Origin of the sequence: Rhodopila sp. (assembly GCF_965277165.1) — a bacterium.
GTDB lineage: Bacteria > Pseudomonadota > Alphaproteobacteria > Acetobacterales > Acetobacteraceae > Rhodopila.
The window spans coordinates 2,214,478-2,228,943 of record NZ_CBDICE010000005.1; the positions used below are offsets into that span (position 1 = coordinate 2,214,478).

Below are 14,466 nucleotides of genomic sequence, written 5' to 3' on the forward strand. Positions count from 1 at the left end.
CCGCCGGATGTGACAGCATCCCGCCAACGCCCAGCCGATGGCCAGACAGCAAGTCATGGCCTCGCATGCCTGGCGTCGGAGGGAACCGATGTTCGAGGTCTTGGATCAGCGCCAGTCGCTGACCGGCAATCAGAAGCGCATCGTCGCCGCGGCGGTGCTCGGCGACATGCTGGAATTCTTCGATTATTTCCTGATCGGCTTTGTGCTCGCCTTCGTCGTCGGGCCATGGAAGCTGACCTTCCTGCAATCCGCGCTCGTTCTGCTGTCGTCGGGCATCGGCGCGATCCTGGGCGCCGCGTTCTGGGGCTGGATGGCCGACAAGATCGGCCGCCGGCCGGTGTTCAACTTGACCATCCTGAATTTTTCCCTGGCCACCGGCGCGCTCTATTTCACGCCCGACCACGGCTGGATATTCTTGATGCTGTTCCGCACTCTCGTCGGCTTCGGTGTGGGCGGCCTGTATTGCGTGGACCTGCCGCTGGTGCAGGAATTCATGCCTGCATCGAAACGTGGCTTCATCGGCGGCCTGGTCACCGCCTTCATCCCCATCGGGGTGATGATCGGCAGCCTGTGCGCGGGCTATCTGACGCCCGAGATCGGCTGGCGCGGCCTGTTCGCCATTGGCGTGCTTCCCGGGCTGGCGGTGCTGCTGATCCGCGTTTGGGTGCCCGAATCGCCGCGCTGGCTGCTGCGCCAAGGCCGCGTCGCCGAGGCCAAGAAATCGCTCGCCTGGGCGCTGGAGGTCGACCCGGACACGTTGCCCGACCCGACGCCGCTGGAAGGCAGGTCGACGCCCACCCGCTTCCTGGACCTGTTCAGCTATCCGCGCAGCCTGATCGTTTCTTGGCTGGGCAATCTGGGCGCCCAGACCGGGGTCTATGGCGTGGTGCTGTGGGCACCCACCCTGTTCGTCCTGGTGCTGCACGTCTCGCCGGCCGAGGCGTCCAAAGCCATGATCGGCCTGACCATCGGCGGAATTGTCGGGCGCGTCGCGTTCTCCTGGCTGTCCGAGCAGATCGGCCGCCGCCTGTCAGGCGGCATATTGGGTTTTGGTGCCGCACTGTTCATTGCGCTGGCCGGACTCTACCACAGCGACTTGATGTTCGGCGTCTCGGCGTTCTGGCTGCTGCTGATCGTGGCCTTCTTCTTCGCCGATGGCGGCTTCGCCGTGGTTGGCCCCTATGCCGCCGAGGTCTGGCCGTCGCACCTGCGCACCTCCGGCATGGGCAGCGCCTACGGCTTCGGTGGCATCGGCAAGATCATCGGTCCGCTTGGCCTGGCCCTGGTCGTGGGCAGCTCCAACGTGGTGAAACCCGAGGCCACGCTCGGCGCGATCCAGCCCGCTTTCCTGTATCTGGCGAGCTGGTTCGTGCTGGCCGGCGCCGTCTATCTGTTCCTTGGCATCGAAACCAAGGGCCGCACGATCGAGGAGATCGATCGCACCCTGAAGGCAGCTCCCGCCGTCGCCGAGTAGGCGCCGCACTTACCTGACAGTCTGGTCAGCCCCACCGCCCAAGCAGCGCCCGTCACATCGAACGCTTACGCGGGCGCCAGCATTCGCGATAGCGCCAGGTAGACGATTGCGCCGACGGCCACTCCGATGAACCAGGAGAATGCGTAGAACGGGGCCAGGGCGGGCACCACCAGTCCGCTCAGGGCCGCGAACCCACCGATCACGAATGCAATGATCCCGGCGTAGTTCCAGCCGCCGGACGCACCATAACGGCCGTCATAACGGTAGAGGTCGGCCACGTCGTAGCGCTGACGACGCAGGCCAAAGTAGTCCGCCAGCATGATGCCTGTCACCGGGCCAAGTACGCCGCCGATCGCACTCAGGACCTTGAAGATGCTGTCGGCGTTCTTAAACCAGACCCATGGAAAGAACAGCAGGCCGATCGCCAGCACCGCCATGCCCGCGCTGGCGAAATTCAGCCTTCTTGGGAACAGGTTTACCAGGTCGTAGCAGGCCGGCATGATGTTGGCCGCGACGTTCACTGACAGGGTGGCGATGACGATCGTGATGCCGCCAAAGATCAAGAGCGCGGGATGACCGATCGCGAGCAGCAGGTTGACCGGGTTCCAGATCGGCTTGCCGTAGACGATGACCGTAGCCGACGTCACGATCACGCTCATGAGTGTGAACACGACGGCGGTGATCGGCAGACCGATCAATTGCCCGATCACCTGGTCGCGCTCAGAGCGGACAAAGCGCGAAAGATCGGGAATATTGACCGCGAAGGTGCACCAGGTGCCAAGCAGGCCGGTCACCCCGGTGGCGAAGATCAGCCATCCATGGCTGCCCGACAGATGCGACGGCTGGCTGAATAGGGGACCAAGGCCATGGCCGACGCGCAGGCCCCAGATCGTCGCCATCACGCCGACGATAATCACCAGCGGGCCGGCAACCAGTTCAAAGTTGCGGATCCGATGCACGCCATGGCTGACGATCCAGCCGTGCAGTGCCCAGAACAGCCCGAGCGACACCCACCCGTGCAGCGAAAGTCCCAGGATGGACAGGCTGAATGTCGTCCAAGGATGCCACAGGGTACCAAGGATGGCGTCGATCGCCTGACTGCCTGCATAGCCTTGAACGGCAAACCAGAAGATGGCCACGAAGCCGCGTATCAGGACCGGAAGCTGAGCGCCTCGCGGGCCGAATGATGAACGGATCAGCACACAGAACGGCAGGCCATATCGGGTGCCGGAAACAGCGTTGAACCACATCGCGAAAAACAGCACGAAGTACGCAATGGCGGTGGCCGCGATCGCCTGCCAGGCATTCATCCCCAGCGCCATCAGACCAGCAGCGGTCTCGTAGGCCACCACGTTGTGGACCATGCCCATCCAGACGGTGGACATGTTGACCCAGGTCCAGTCGCGGCGCGCCAGCGGAACCGGCGCGAGATCCGCGTTGTAGAGACCGGGCTCCAGGCCAGAGCCCGACAGTTCATCGGGTTGCGCCTCAAAAGTTGTGGCACTGGCCATGCTCATCTCCGTCCATTCTGCGCAAAGCAGTGCAAAATCAGTGCCATCCCGTGTCAGACGGAAACGCAGACGACCGTTCAGCCGCACAGATGCCGAACCAGGGACCCGCGAAGTTCGGGACCTGGGGCGGATCCGCGGTAGAAGGCGGCGGCGCGGCTCTCGCCCGACGAGTCTTGGCCTTGTCCCGCGGTCAGTGGGTGCGGCGATGCCCGGACCGGCCTGCCCGGAAGCTGTTCATTTGCCTCCCGGTTAGCCAAACAGGTCCGACCGGCGGTCCGACAGGTGATTGTCGGGCAAGAGGTCCAGATCCTGCACCGCCGCGGAAACGCGATTATCCCTCCGGGGCCACCTGCTGCACGATGCCACCGATCGGCTTGAGGTCCGAGAGGCTGCTTTCCGGCTTTGGTGTCGCCCTTGCGTTCCCAGGAACGCGCAGCTGAAGGCGCCCGCTGGCAAACGAGAACAGTATGATATACCATACCGAAAATGCGTCAGCTCGAGGTGATCGATGAAGTCGAAACGGCGCACCATCGAAGCGCAACTGGACGCGGCGGCTCGGACCTGCCTAGGCCAAGGCGTCCAGCTCACCGAATTGCGCCGGCTCGTCCTGGAACTCGTCCTGCTGGCCGAGGCTCCCGCCACCGCGTATCAGCTCCTTGACCGCCTCAAGGCGACGCGCAAGGGAGCGGCGCCGCCTACCGTTTACCGCGCGCTCGATTTCCTGATGGAGCAGAAATTGATCCATAAGGTCGAGCGGCTGAACGCGTTTGTTGGCTGTAACGAAGCGGTTCCCCACGATCATCCGGTGCAGTTCCTGATCTGCCGGCGCTGCGGCAGCGTCGCCGAGATCGAGGACATTGCGGTCTCCAAGGCGCTAAAGCATGCCGCGGAGCGTCAGGGTTTTCACCCCGGCAAGGCGGTGGTTGAAGTCGATGGCACCTGCGCCGCCTGCGCCCAGCCGGCTTCCAGCTAACTTTTCGGCGGCGTCACGGCGCTGGCCAGTGGTTCCACCGCCTCGATCGATTGCCTCGACAGGTGGCCTGCCCCTGAGCGACGCGGCAGGGCGGTGGCCAGATAGACCCCGGAACTGACCGCGGTGATCCAGAAACTACTCGGCCAATCGGTATAAAAGGCCAGGGTAATGCCGGCCCACGCCTCGACCAGCGCCAGTGCGGCGGACAGCACGACACCTGTGCCGACTCGGCTGGTCAGCCGTTGTGCCGCGGCGGCGGGACCGACCATCAGGGTAAACACCAGCAGCACACCCACGATCTGCGCGCATTCGGCGGTCGCCAGCGCCACCACCGCCAGGAACAGAACGGAATAGAGCCGCAACGAAACTCCCTTCGCCTCGGCCAGTTCAGGCTGCAAGCTGGCAAATAACAAAGGTCGGGAAATCACCGACAGCAGCGCGAGGCTGACGATGCCCAGCCCAAGCAGGGTCCAGACCGTGCCGACATCCACCGCCAGAACATTGCCAAATAGCAACGCCGTGGCCTGCGTCGCGAAGGCGGTGTAGAAGTGCAGGAACAGCAGACCGAAACCAAGCGAAAGCGCCAGCACGATGCCGATCGCCACGTCGCGTTGCGCCAGGCGCTCGCCCAGCAGGCCCATGCCGATACCGGCGGCGACGGTCATCAGCACCAGGCCCCACAGCGGGGTCATGCCGACCAGGAATGCGCCGGTGGCGCCGGTGAAGCCGACATGAGCCAGCGCGTGACCGGCGAAAGTCTGCCCGCGCAGAACAAGAAAATAACCCACTGAACCCGAAACGATCGCGACGATGCTGGCGGCCGCGAAGGCGTTGCGCATGAAATCATACTCAAGCATGCCGCGCATCCGCCCCTCGACGGCCGGCAGCCTCATCGTGGCGGTGTTCGTCACGTTCCACATCCTGGCTGCCCGCCATGACGAAGATCCGGCCCTTGAGGTGCACCACGTCGATCTCGGACCCGTATAGACGCGACAGCACCGGGCCGGTGATCACCTCATCGACCGTGCCAAGCGCCGCCTGACCGTGGCCGAGGTAGAGCACGCGGTCGAGCGAGCCCAGCAGCGGGTTCAACTCATGCGCGCTGAACAACACCGCGATCCCGAGCTCGGTCTGTAGCGATTTGGTCAGCGCGACCACACCACTCTGGTGGTGCGGATCGAGGCTGATCAGCGGCTCGTCCAGCAGCAACAGCCGAGGCCGGCCAATCAGTGCCTGGGCCAGCAGCAGGCGTTGTCGCTCACCACCCGAGGTTTCGGCCAGCGGCCGGGCACCCAGGTCGCGCGCGCCCACCAGATCGAGTACCCTGTCGACCTCGATTCGCCCCGCCTTGCCGGGGATCGGCAGACCGAGGCGATTGCCGTCGAGCACATGGGCCACGAAGTCCCGACCGCTCAGCCGCATGCCTGAAAGCGCACCGCGGACCTGCGGCATATAGCCGATCGCGGGATTGCCCCGCACCGCCGGGCGGCCCAGCACGTCGATGGTGCCGCGGCTGGGGCGCACCAGTCCGAGGATGGCGCGCATCAGCGTCGTCTTTCCAGCGCCGTTCGGCCCCATGACACCGACGAACTCGCGCGCGGCGATGTTCAGGTTGACGCCGGCCAGGATGATGCGGCCGCCGAGCGCCAGGCGCACGTCATGAAACTCGATTGCGTTCACCAGGCTACTTCGGCAGCGCGTGATCGACGGCGTCAAGTTCGCCCAGCATCCAGGCCTGGTAAGTCTTGCCAGGCGGCTCGGTTTCGCTCGCGCCGACAACCGGGACGTGTGAGGCCTCGGCGATTTTTTCCATCCGCTCGGCGACCGGATCGGACGCTTGGCTGTTGTAGATCAGCAGCTTTACTTGGCGCGTCTTGAGGTCGCTCTCGAACGCGGCGACATCGGATGCGCTTGGCTCAGTGTTGTTCATCACCGAAATCTGGAACGCCATGTTGCGCACGTCCATCCCGAGCGCGGCGAACATGTAGCCGAACACCGGTTCGGTCGCCGTCACTTGTGTGCCCGCCAGTCGCCCGCGCAGCGCTGCGATCTTGGCCTGGATCGGTTGCACGGACTGCTGGAACCGCGCCAAACGTTGCTGGTAGTCGGCCTTGTGGGTGGGATCGGCGCTGCCCAGATCACTCGCCAAGGTTTTGGCCAGCGCCAGCATCGTCACCGGATCGTACCAGATGTGCGGGTTGTCACCGGGTTTCTTGCCGACAAGCTCGGCCACCACGATCGCCGTGCGGTTCGGGCTGCGTGCCGCCTCCAACAGCTTTTTCATCCACGGGTCGTAATCGATGCCGCTGTAGATGACGACCCGAGCCGCCGAAATGTCGCGCGCAACGGATGGGCTCGCTTCGAACAGATGCGGGTCCTGGTCGGGATTGGTCAGGATACTCGTCACCTTCACCTCCGGGCCGCCGATCTGGCCCGCGACATCGCCATAAAAGTTTTCCGCCGCAACGATGTTGATCGGAGCCGCGGCTAATGCCGGCGCCGCCAGTAAAACGACGAGTGCGGCCAGGACGAAAAATTTGTTCATACTGAACTCCGGGCAAGCACGGAGGGTGCTTGAGTCATGAGACGCTATAACATAGCGTCCACCCTGTCCAGGATGTGCAACGCTATAACGTACAAGCAGCCTGGTCGCCTTTCGAAGGAGAAGCCAGCATGCCGCATCGTTGGGCCTCGAAGCGCGTGGCTGGGGGCGCCGCTTGTCTGCTTTGGGCGTTGCCGGCGATAGCCCAGACCACTCCCAACGGTCACCCCGGGTCCGCCGCGCCGTCGGAGCAAGCCAACCCGACACCCGGTCAGACCGGCGCCGGGGCAGCCTCGGCAGTAGGTTCAACCGGATTGTGGGAGCGTGCAAACCTGCTTGGAGACATCGGCGGCCTGCGATCACTGCTTGCGGATCACGGCATTTCTCTCGGCCTCAGTGAGACCAGCGAAGTGCTCGGCAACGTCACCGGCGGCGTGCATCGCGGTGCCGCTTACGATGGCCTGACCCTGATGAGCGTTGGTGTCGACACCGAAAAGGCCTTCGGCCTGCCAAACGGTGTCTTCAACGTCAGCGCGCTCCAGATCCACGGCCGCAATTTAAGCACCGACAATCTGCTGACAATCCAGACCGCCAGCGGTATCGAGGCCGAACGCACGACGCGGCTGTGGGAATTGTGGTATCAACAGGGTTTCCTGGACGGCAAATTCGACATAAAAATCGGACAACAGAGCCTGGATCAGGAATTCATAACCAGTCAGGGATCAAGCCTGTTCATCAATACGATGATGGGCTGGCCGGCTCTTCCATCGCTTGACCTATACGCCGGCGGTCCGGCCTATCCGTTGTCCTCCTTGGGGGTTCGGCTTCGCGGACAACCGAGCGATAAGCTTACCGTGCTGGGTGGCGTGTTCGACGACAATCCACCCGGCGGCCCGTTCGCCGACGATAGCCAACTTCGGGGCGCCGAGCGGTCGGGCACTCGATTTAACACCGGCACCGGCGCGTTGTTCATCGCCGAAGTTCAATACGCCTTGAACCCGCCACCTTCTGCTGCGTCACAGGCCGCAGCGGCGGCGTCCGGTCTGCCGGGGCTATACAAGCTGGGGGTATATTACGATACCGGGTCATTCCCGGACCAGCGTTTCGATGCCGTCGGAATCTCTCTCGCCGATCCCGCCAGCAGCGGCAGTCCGCTGATGCGGCAAGGCAATTTCGGCATCTATGGCGTGATGGACCAGATGCTCTGGCGGCCCGACGCGCAAGGCGCGCGCGCCGTTGGCGTGTTTGCCCGGATCATGGGCGGCCCAGGGGATCGCAATCTGCTCAATTTTGCCCTGAACGCCGGCATCACGCTGAAGGCGCCATTCCATGGCCGCGACAATGACTCGGTCGGGCTCGGCTATGGCTTTGCGCGGGTCAGCAACGCCGCCTCGAACCTGGACAAGGACGCGGTGCTATTCTCGGGGATGGGCGTGCCAATCCGCTCCAGCGAGAGCTTCATCGAACTGACCTACCAAGCCCAGATCGCGCCCTGGTGGATCCTTCAGCCCGACCTGCAATATGTGTTCACGCCCGGCGGTGGCGTCGCTAACCCGCTGATCCCCGGACAACGAGTAGGCAACGAAATGGTGCTTGGTTTGCGCACCAGCGTGACGTTTTGAACGCCACCGCCAAACTGAGGCCCAGCTCGGGCACAGCCGTCGGCCTCTCCGCAGGCGTGCTCGATGCGGCGCTGGTTCCCGAGGTCGGAGTCGTAATATGGTCTTGGATGACCCGGCTCGATCTTCGCGTCACCGCGGCGCTCGCGACGGAATAGACCCAAGCACCGAATGGCAGTGGAAATGTTCAAAGCAACAAATCTCAGTGCCGGCTCCCCGGATCCCGCACCGGTCGCGCGCGCTGGGCGATTTGCGGTTATCGCGGCATCCCAGGTCGGTCTTGTCCATTGCCAGAGCCAGCTGACCGCATGATGGCGTCGTCAAGGCAGGTCGAGTGGTCGTGGTGCGGGAAGTCCATCGTCGTCGGTCTCGACGAGCGTGGCGACGGCCCGGGCGTCCTGTTGCTTCCGGCGCTGAGTTCAATTTCGACGCGCGCCGAAATGACCCCGCTGATGGATCGCATGGCCTCGGTCATGCGCGTCATCTCGGTCGACTGGCCCGGCTTTGGTGCGGGGGAACGACCCCATCTGCGCTGGACACCGGACGCGCTGTCCGGCTTCCTGGATCACCTGCTACACGCCATCATTCCGGAGGTTAGCATGGTCGTCGCTGCCGGCCACGCCGCGACCTACACGCTGCACCATGCCGCGCATCATCCGGGAAGGCTCGATCGGCTTGTGCTCATCGCTCCCACTTGGCGAGGCCCTTTGCCGACCATGATCGGCGGTCGGCATCGTCGGTTCGCCGGCATCAGACGAGCGATCGAGATGCCGCTGACGGGGCCGCTGCTCTACCGCGCCAACGTCAACCCCTTCGTCGTGCGCATGATGCTGGCCGGGCACGTCTATAGCCATCGTGACACGCTTTCGGAACACGGATGGTTCGAGAAACAGCGCGTGATCAACGCTCCCGGCGCGCGCTTTGGCACCGCCGCCTTCATCACCGGCGGCCTGGACCGAGTGACGAGCCGGGCCGAGTTCCTCGCTTTGACGCAACAGGCTGGCGTTCCCATCCTGCTGACGTATACGGAACAAACTCCCCCGAAATCCCGCGCCGAGATGCAGGCGCTTGGCACGCTTTCTTCGGTTCAGTCGTGCGTTCTGCCGAACGGAAAGCTTGGCGTGCATGAGGAATTTCCCGACGACGTCACGCGCGTAATCGCGCCCTTCCTGCTTTGGCCCGGCGGCAAGCCGGGCCATGCGTCCTCATAAAGCCGAGCGACCGCGGGCTTGCCGCCCGCTATGCCCACCGGCAATGCCAGCTTACGATGCCGCCGCCATGGTCCAACATGCCAGCCCGCTACCGTCGATCGATGCGCTGCTGCGAGCCCCGCGGACCGAACCGCTGCTGATCCGCTTCGGCCGCACCGCGGTCACCGCGGCGCTGCGCGAAGTGCTGTCGGCCAGGCGCGCCGCCGGCGACTTCGGCGTCCTCGGCGACGCCACCTTCGCGGCAATCGTCGATCAGGCCGCCGGCCGTCTCGCCGCCCAGTCCGCGATGTCCCAGCGCCCGGTTTTCAACATGACCGGAACGGTCCTGCATACCAACCTGGGCCGCTCGACCTTGCCGCCCGAGGCGGCCGAAGCCGCGGCTGAGGCTTTGCGCAACGCCACCTCGTTGGAATTCGATCTCGCCACCGGCCGGCGCGGCGAACGCGATGACCACGTCAGCTCGTTACTGTGCGAACTGAGCGGCGCGGAAGCGGCAACGGTGGTCAACAACAACGCCGCCGCCGTGATGCTGGCCCTCAACACGCTGGCGCTGGGCAAGCAGGTGCTCGTTTCGCGCGGCGAACTGATCGAGATCGGCGGTTCGTTCCGCGTCCCCGATATCATCGGCCGCTCCGGCGCTGCTTTGCGCGAGGTCGGCACCACCAACCGCACCCATGCGCGAGACTATGCCGATGCCATCATCCCCGAAACGACGGCTGCCGTGCTGCGCGTGCACCAGGCCAACTACGCGATCGTCGGCTTCACTGCGATGGTGTCGACCGAAACCCTTGGCCGTATCGCCCATCAAGCCGGCATTCCGCTGATCGAGGACCTGGGCAGCGGCAGCCTTGTGGACCTCGAGCGGTGGGGTCTGCCGCACGAAGCAACGCCGCGCCAATCACTCCACGCCGGGGCCGATATCGTCACCTTCTCCGGCGACAAACTGATGGGCGGTCCGCAGGCAGGATTGATCGTTGGTAATAAAATCGCGATTACGGCGATCAATCGAAATCCGCTCAAGCGCGCGCTGCGCCTGGACAAAGCCCGTCTCGCGGCGCTGGAAACGGTGCTGCGCATCTATGCCGATCCCGATCGGCTCGCCGAACGCCTGCCGGCGCTACGGCTGCTGACGCGACCGCAAGCCGACATCCAAGCCACCGCGGAACGCATCGGTTCGGTGATGGCACAACATTGGCCGGACCGCGATATCGCTACCGTGGCGTGTCGCAGCCAGATTGGATCGGGTGCCCTGCCGGTCGACCTGCTGCCCTCGTTCGCCGTCACCATCGGCGGCGCCGGCCTGGAAAACCTTGCGAAACTGCTGCGCGCATTGCCTCGCCCGGTGATCGGCAGGATCGCCCGGCGCCGACTGATCCTGGACTGCCGATGCCTCGAGGCCAGCGACGAGGCCGGCTTCATTGCGCAGTTGACCTAGCCGGAAGATACTGCCGAACGGAGGAGAAGCGGCCCCGGTGGGTCGGCCGGACTTCAAACCCGGTTGGGGCTGCTCAGCGGTCCTGGGCAGGTTCGACTCCTGCTCTCTTCCGCCCCGCCGCGCTGCGAACGATCTGTGGCCTAATCGCAACAGTGTGGCGTTTTCGATTCCGAGCCTCTCGCTATGCTTGGGACGGACCGCTATGGTTATAACAGCGAAAGGGCAGGCCGCTCGGTTTTCTTGGACCTCCCCCGCATCGGTCGAGAATCTGAGGAGAGTATCTATGAAGTTCCGCAATGCTTTGCTGGCGGCCACGGTCCTGGCGCTGCCGGTTGCCGCGAAGGCCCAGCCGATCACCGGGCTCTACATCGGGGGCGGCGGCGGTGTGAACATCATGCATGATGAAACCGCCAAGGTCGCTGCTGGAGGGTTTGGTGCCGGTGGTCACCTTCAGACCCGCGTCGGCCCAGCGGCTGATCTCGACATCGGCTACGGCCTAGGCAATGGGCTGCGAGTAGAACTCGAGGGGACCTATCGTTACAACACCATCAAGGGTCTGTCGGGCACCGCCAACGCCGGCGGTCAGGAACAGAAGTTCGGCCCGATGATCAACGTGATTTATGGTCTCGACGGTCTGTTCCCGTCACTTCCTGTCCAGCCTTACGTCGGCGTCGGTGGCGGCTACATCTGGACGCAGGAGCGGAATCTGCACGCCAGCGGCCCTGGCTTTGCCTCTACCGCCGGCACCAGGACCGATGGCAGTATCGCCTATCAGGCTATCCTTGGCGCGGCCGTGCCCATCGAAACAGTACCGGGTCTGGCGCTGACCGCCGATTACCGGTTCCTGGGCTTGGTCGACCACCGCAACTACCCCGGCCAGGTCAATGGCGTCCCCGGAAAGATCAGGCTGGACGACGACTTCAACCACACCATCCTGATCGGCTTGCGTTACAACTTTGGCGTCGCTCCGCCGCCGGCCGCTCCGGTCGCCGCGCCAGTGCCGGCGTCCCCGGTTTCGCGTTCCTACCTGGTGTTCTTCGACTGGGACAAAGCGACGCTGACCGATCGCGCCCGCCAGATCGTGTCCGAGGCGGCGGCGAATTCCACCAAGGTTCAATACACCCAGCTTGAGGTCAACGGTTACACCGATACCTCGGGGACCGCGCGCTACAACCAAGGTTTGTCGGTGCGGCGCGCCAACGCCGTGGCCGGGGAACTGGTCAAGGACGGCGTGCCCAAGAGCGCGATCGAGATCCAGGGCTTCGGCGAAACCCATCTGCTGGTTCCGACCGGCCAAGGTGTTCGCGAGCCGCAGAACCGGCGCGTCGAAATCATCATCAAGTAAGTCGGCTGACCGGACTGAAGAATGGGGGCGCCCGCGGGCGCCCCTTTTTTATGCCAATGCCAGCCGATAATTCTGTAAACGTAAGACCCTGGCGCGCTCATTATGCCATCTTTTTTTGCTCTGGCTGCTTGGAACGAGGCGAGCGCCGCGTCCGGCCTCGGCCAGCATGGGAACGCCGCTTCATCGAACAGAAAGCGCGCGATTGCCGCGAAACCTCTCTGGCAATAGGTCCGCACGCCAAATCGCTTGCTAGTGGTGCCCAGGGGCGGAATCGAACCACCGACACTGCGATTTTCAGTCGCATGCTCTACCAACTGAGCTACCTGGGCATCGCGTCACCATCGCGGAGGGGGCATCGCGTCACCATCGCGGAGGGCGGCTGCATAACCCATGCCCGCCATCCGATCAAGCGCCCCTTGGGCCGGCAAACCGCGCCACCCGATCACGCCGCCTCGGGCGATGGCGGCGGGTCCTCGTCCAATTCGGCCGGCGGCCCCGGAATGCGATAGATGCCGGTCAACCAGCGGCCGAGATCGACCTCCTGACAGCGCGGCGTGCAGAACGGCAGGGTCGCCTCGGAAGAGCGGCGCCCGCAGATCGGGCAGTTCGATGATGACTTAGCCATTGTCCTTCTCCAGCACCCAGACCGTCGCCGGCAGGGATGGGTCTGATCGCAATGTCACCGCCCGGCCGGTGCGCCGAGCAAAGTCGGCCAGCGCGGCCGGATCTGCCTGCAGCGCCGATACGACCCCGGGATGGGCTCGCACCGCCGGCAGCGCGCGCGGATCCTGGTCGAAGCCCGCCATCACCGCGCGCAGCGCCGACAGTCCCGCAGGCAGAGGTCCCGCCAACAGCTCGTGCAATGGCGGATGCACCCGGGCACGCACGATTTCAGCCAGGCCAAGTGCGGTAAAGCCGAGAAATTTGGGACTCAACGGGTCGTTTGCCAGGGCGGTGACGAAATCGGGTGCCAAGACCGATCGTTTGCGCGGCGACAGTCCGGCCAGGTCGACCACGATACCGCCCGACAAATTCCGCAGCCGGATCTGCTCGCCCACCGCGGCAACGGCGACCCGATTCAGCGCCTCGTGCCGAGCGCCCGGGCCGCCGGAACCAGTCAGCGCGGCGGCTGCGTCGACGTCGATGGCGACCAATGCGGGGGTCGGCCAGATCGACAAGCGGGCACCGCCACGAAGCTCGACGATCGGCTGGGCAAGAGCGTCGATCGCCTCGGCGACCTCGTCGTCAAGGATCGCCGCGCCCCGTGGCGCGACCGAGACCCGCTGACCCAGGCCACGCAGCGCGGAAGCCAGGCCGGCATCGTCCACCAGCACCGGCGCGCGGGGATAACGCGCGGCAAGTCGGGTCACCGGATCGGGCCCGCGCCGCAGCAGTGCGATCGGCCCGGCGGCGATCGGCCCGGCGGCGGTCGGCCCGTCCAGCCTGGCGGTCAGCCGCGGACCCTTGCCGCCCTGGGCGGCGCGTGTGACGCGAACGGTCAGCATGGTCCCGGCACTCAGCCCCTTGGCGCCCTCGCTGTCGGGCAGAAATCCCTCGGCGTCGGTCAACGCGACGAAGCCGCCCGCGATGGCGGGGACATGGGCGATAACTCGGCCGCGATGCACATCGCCAACCCCGTCAGGGGCGCCTGGACGCCATAGCGCATAGTCCAGCAAGCGATCCTCGTCGATCACCGCGATCCGCGCCTCGCCAGGGCTGGAGGCGACGCGGATCGAAACCGTCACGGCAGGTGCCAGCCGACGCCGCGCAGCAATTGCGCGGTCTCGAACAGCGGCAGACCGACGACGGCGGAATGGCTGCCGGACAGGAAACGCACGAAGCCGGCGGCCTGCCCATTGATGGCGTAGCCGCCGGCCTTGCCCTCACCCTCGCGGGTTGCAACGTAGGCTTCGATCTGAGCCTCGGTCAGGCGATTGAAGGTCACGATGCTTTCGACCAGGCGTTCGGTGCGTTGCCGCGTGATATCCGGGACCGGCTGGGCCGCCGGCGGTCTCATTAGGACGATCGCGGTCATCACCCGATGACGGCGCCCCGACAACAGCGTCAGGCAGGCGCGGACCTGCTCGGCGCTGTCGGCCTTGGGCAGGATGCGCCGCCCGGCGGCAACCACGGTATCGGCGGCGAGCACCAGATGATCGGCGGACGCGATGGCGGCGGCCTTGGCGCGCGCCATGCGCTGCGCATACCGACGCGGCAACTCATCGCGGACAGGGGTTTCGTCGATGTCGGGAGAGACGACCTGATCCGGCACGATGCCGATCTGCTTCAACAGCGTCAGTCGTCGCGGGCTGGACGAGGCCAGGATCAGCGGCAGCGGCTTCACCCGCCTAGTGGT

Annotated in this window: 13 protein-coding genes and 2 tRNA genes; 7 read left to right on the top strand and 8 right to left on the bottom strand. The window is 65.0% G+C overall.

The window, feature by feature from the left end:
• Positions 1-88: 88 nt before the first annotated feature.
• On the top strand, positions 89-1,474 hold the full coding sequence (locus ACQY4Y_RS10915) for an MFS transporter (protein ID WP_428490575.1): 1,386 nt from the start codon (positions 89-91) through the stop codon (positions 1,472-1,474).
• Positions 1,475-1,539: 65 nt separating this feature from the next.
• On the opposite strand, the gene ACQY4Y_RS10920 is transcribed toward ACQY4Y_RS10915, so the two are convergent.
• On the bottom strand, positions 1,540-2,985 hold the full coding sequence (locus ACQY4Y_RS10920) for an NCS1 family nucleobase:cation symporter-1 (protein ID WP_428490576.1): 1,446 nt from the start codon (positions 2,983-2,985) through the stop codon (positions 1,540-1,542).
• A gap of 508 nt (positions 2,986-3,493) precedes the next feature.
• Here ACQY4Y_RS10920 and ACQY4Y_RS10925 point away from each other — a divergent pair.
• The gene (locus tag ACQY4Y_RS10925) at positions 3,494-3,958 is read left to right on the top strand and encodes a transcriptional repressor (RefSeq protein ID WP_428490577.1); all 465 of its coding nucleotides are present in this window, start codon (positions 3,494-3,496) and stop codon (positions 3,956-3,958) included.
• Here the strand turns inward: ACQY4Y_RS10925 and ACQY4Y_RS10930 are convergent.
• From ACQY4Y_RS10930 to ACQY4Y_RS10940, 3 genes are read right to left on the bottom strand one after another with little or no spacing between them, the layout of a single operon-like run.
• Positions 3,955-4,815, bottom strand: a complete 861-nt coding sequence (locus ACQY4Y_RS10930; RefSeq protein ID WP_428490774.1) for a metal ABC transporter permease — start codon at positions 4,813-4,815, stop codon at positions 3,955-3,957. The two genes, ACQY4Y_RS10925 and ACQY4Y_RS10930, sit on opposite strands and share 4 nt — an antisense overlap.
• Positions 4,808-5,638 (bottom strand): metal ABC transporter ATP-binding protein, encoded by an 831-nt coding sequence (locus ACQY4Y_RS10935; protein ID WP_428490578.1) that lies wholly within the window; start codon positions 5,636-5,638, stop codon positions 4,808-4,810. The genes ACQY4Y_RS10930 and ACQY4Y_RS10935 overlap by 8 nt, the downstream gene beginning before the upstream one ends.
• Before the next feature lie 4 nt (positions 5,639-5,642).
• A complete protein-coding gene (locus ACQY4Y_RS10940; protein WP_428490579.1) occupies positions 5,643-6,503 on the bottom strand; it encodes a metal ABC transporter solute-binding protein, Zn/Mn family in 861 nt (286 codons plus the stop codon).
• A 128-nt stretch (positions 6,504-6,631) separates the two neighbouring features.
• On the opposite strand from ACQY4Y_RS10940, the gene ACQY4Y_RS10945 reads away from it, so the two are divergent.
• The 5 genes from ACQY4Y_RS10945 (at position 6,632) to ACQY4Y_RS10965 (ending at position 12,110) form a co-directional block, all read left to right on the top strand.
• A complete protein-coding gene (locus ACQY4Y_RS10945) occupies positions 6,632-8,122 on the top strand; it encodes a carbohydrate porin (protein WP_428490580.1) in 1,491 nt (496 codons plus the stop codon).
• 308 nt (positions 8,123-8,430) lie between these two features.
• Entirely contained in the window at positions 8,431-9,330 is a 900-nt protein-coding gene (locus tag ACQY4Y_RS10950; protein ID WP_428490581.1) for an alpha/beta fold hydrolase, read from the top strand.
• 43 nt (positions 9,331-9,373) lie between these two features.
• Positions 9,374-10,765, top strand: a complete 1,392-nt coding sequence (selA, locus tag ACQY4Y_RS10955) for an L-seryl-tRNA(Sec) selenium transferase (protein WP_428490582.1) — start codon at positions 9,374-9,376, stop codon at positions 10,763-10,765.
• 19 nt (positions 10,766-10,784) lie between these two features.
• A tRNA-Sec gene (locus tag ACQY4Y_RS10960) sits at positions 10,785-10,877 on the top strand.
• A gap of 171 nt (positions 10,878-11,048) precedes the next feature.
• A complete protein-coding gene (locus ACQY4Y_RS10965; protein WP_428490583.1) occupies positions 11,049-12,110 on the top strand; it encodes an OmpA family protein in 1,062 nt (353 codons plus the stop codon).
• A gap of 253 nt (positions 12,111-12,363) precedes the next feature.
• Here the strand turns inward: ACQY4Y_RS10965 and ACQY4Y_RS10970 are convergent.
• The 4 genes from ACQY4Y_RS10970 to ACQY4Y_RS10985 all read right to left on the bottom strand — a co-directional run bounded on the left by ACQY4Y_RS10970 (position 12,364) and on the right by ACQY4Y_RS10985 (position 14,454).
• Positions 12,364-12,439 (bottom strand) — tRNA-Phe (locus ACQY4Y_RS10970).
• A gap of 113 nt (positions 12,440-12,552) precedes the next feature.
• Positions 12,553-12,735, bottom strand: coding sequence for a DNA gyrase inhibitor YacG (gene yacG, locus ACQY4Y_RS10975; protein ID WP_428490584.1), 183 nt, complete (start codon positions 12,733-12,735; stop codon positions 12,553-12,555).
• Positions 12,728-13,855: a ribonuclease E/G gene (locus ACQY4Y_RS10980; protein ID WP_428490585.1), complete on the bottom strand. Its 1,128-nt coding sequence runs from the start codon at positions 13,853-13,855 to the stop codon at positions 12,728-12,730. The genes yacG and ACQY4Y_RS10980 overlap by 8 nt, the downstream gene beginning before the upstream one ends.
• A complete protein-coding gene (locus tag ACQY4Y_RS10985; protein ID WP_428490586.1) occupies positions 13,852-14,454 on the bottom strand; it encodes a Maf family protein in 603 nt (200 codons plus the stop codon). The genes ACQY4Y_RS10980 and ACQY4Y_RS10985 overlap by 4 nt, the downstream gene beginning before the upstream one ends.
• Between the last annotated feature and the right edge of the window lie 12 nt (positions 14,455-14,466).

What these genes read in the sequence shown, in the direction of transcription:
- ACQY4Y_RS10915 (WP_428490575.1), top strand. Translation starts at nt 89, where the DNA reads ATGTTCGAGGTCTTGGATCAGCGCCAGTCGCTGACCGGCAATCAGAAG.
- ACQY4Y_RS10920 (WP_428490576.1), bottom strand. Translation starts at nt 2,985, where the DNA reads ATGGCCAGTGCCACAACTTTTGAGGCGCAACCCGATGAACTGTCGGGC.
- ACQY4Y_RS10925 (WP_428490577.1), top strand. Translation starts at nt 3,494, where the DNA reads ATGAAGTCGAAACGGCGCACCATCGAAGCGCAACTGGACGCGGCGGCT.
- ACQY4Y_RS10930 (WP_428490774.1), bottom strand. Translation starts at nt 4,815, where the DNA reads ATGCTTGAGTATGATTTCATGCGCAACGCCTTCGCGGCCGCCAGCATC.
- ACQY4Y_RS10940 (WP_428490579.1), bottom strand. Translation starts at nt 6,503, where the DNA reads ATGAACAAATTTTTCGTCCTGGCCGCACTCGTCGTTTTACTGGCGGCG.
- ACQY4Y_RS10945 (WP_428490580.1), top strand. Translation starts at nt 6,632, where the DNA reads ATGCCGCATCGTTGGGCCTCGAAGCGCGTGGCTGGGGGCGCCGCTTGT.
- ACQY4Y_RS10950 (WP_428490581.1), top strand. Translation starts at nt 8,431, where the DNA reads ATGGCGTCGTCAAGGCAGGTCGAGTGGTCGTGGTGCGGGAAGTCCATC.
- selA (WP_428490582.1), top strand. Translation starts at nt 9,374, where the DNA reads ATGCCAGCTTACGATGCCGCCGCCATGGTCCAACATGCCAGCCCGCTA.
- ACQY4Y_RS10965 (WP_428490583.1), top strand. Translation starts at nt 11,049, where the DNA reads ATGAAGTTCCGCAATGCTTTGCTGGCGGCCACGGTCCTGGCGCTGCCG.
- yacG (WP_428490584.1), bottom strand. Translation starts at nt 12,735, where the DNA reads ATGGCTAAGTCATCATCGAACTGCCCGATCTGCGGGCGCCGCTCTTCC.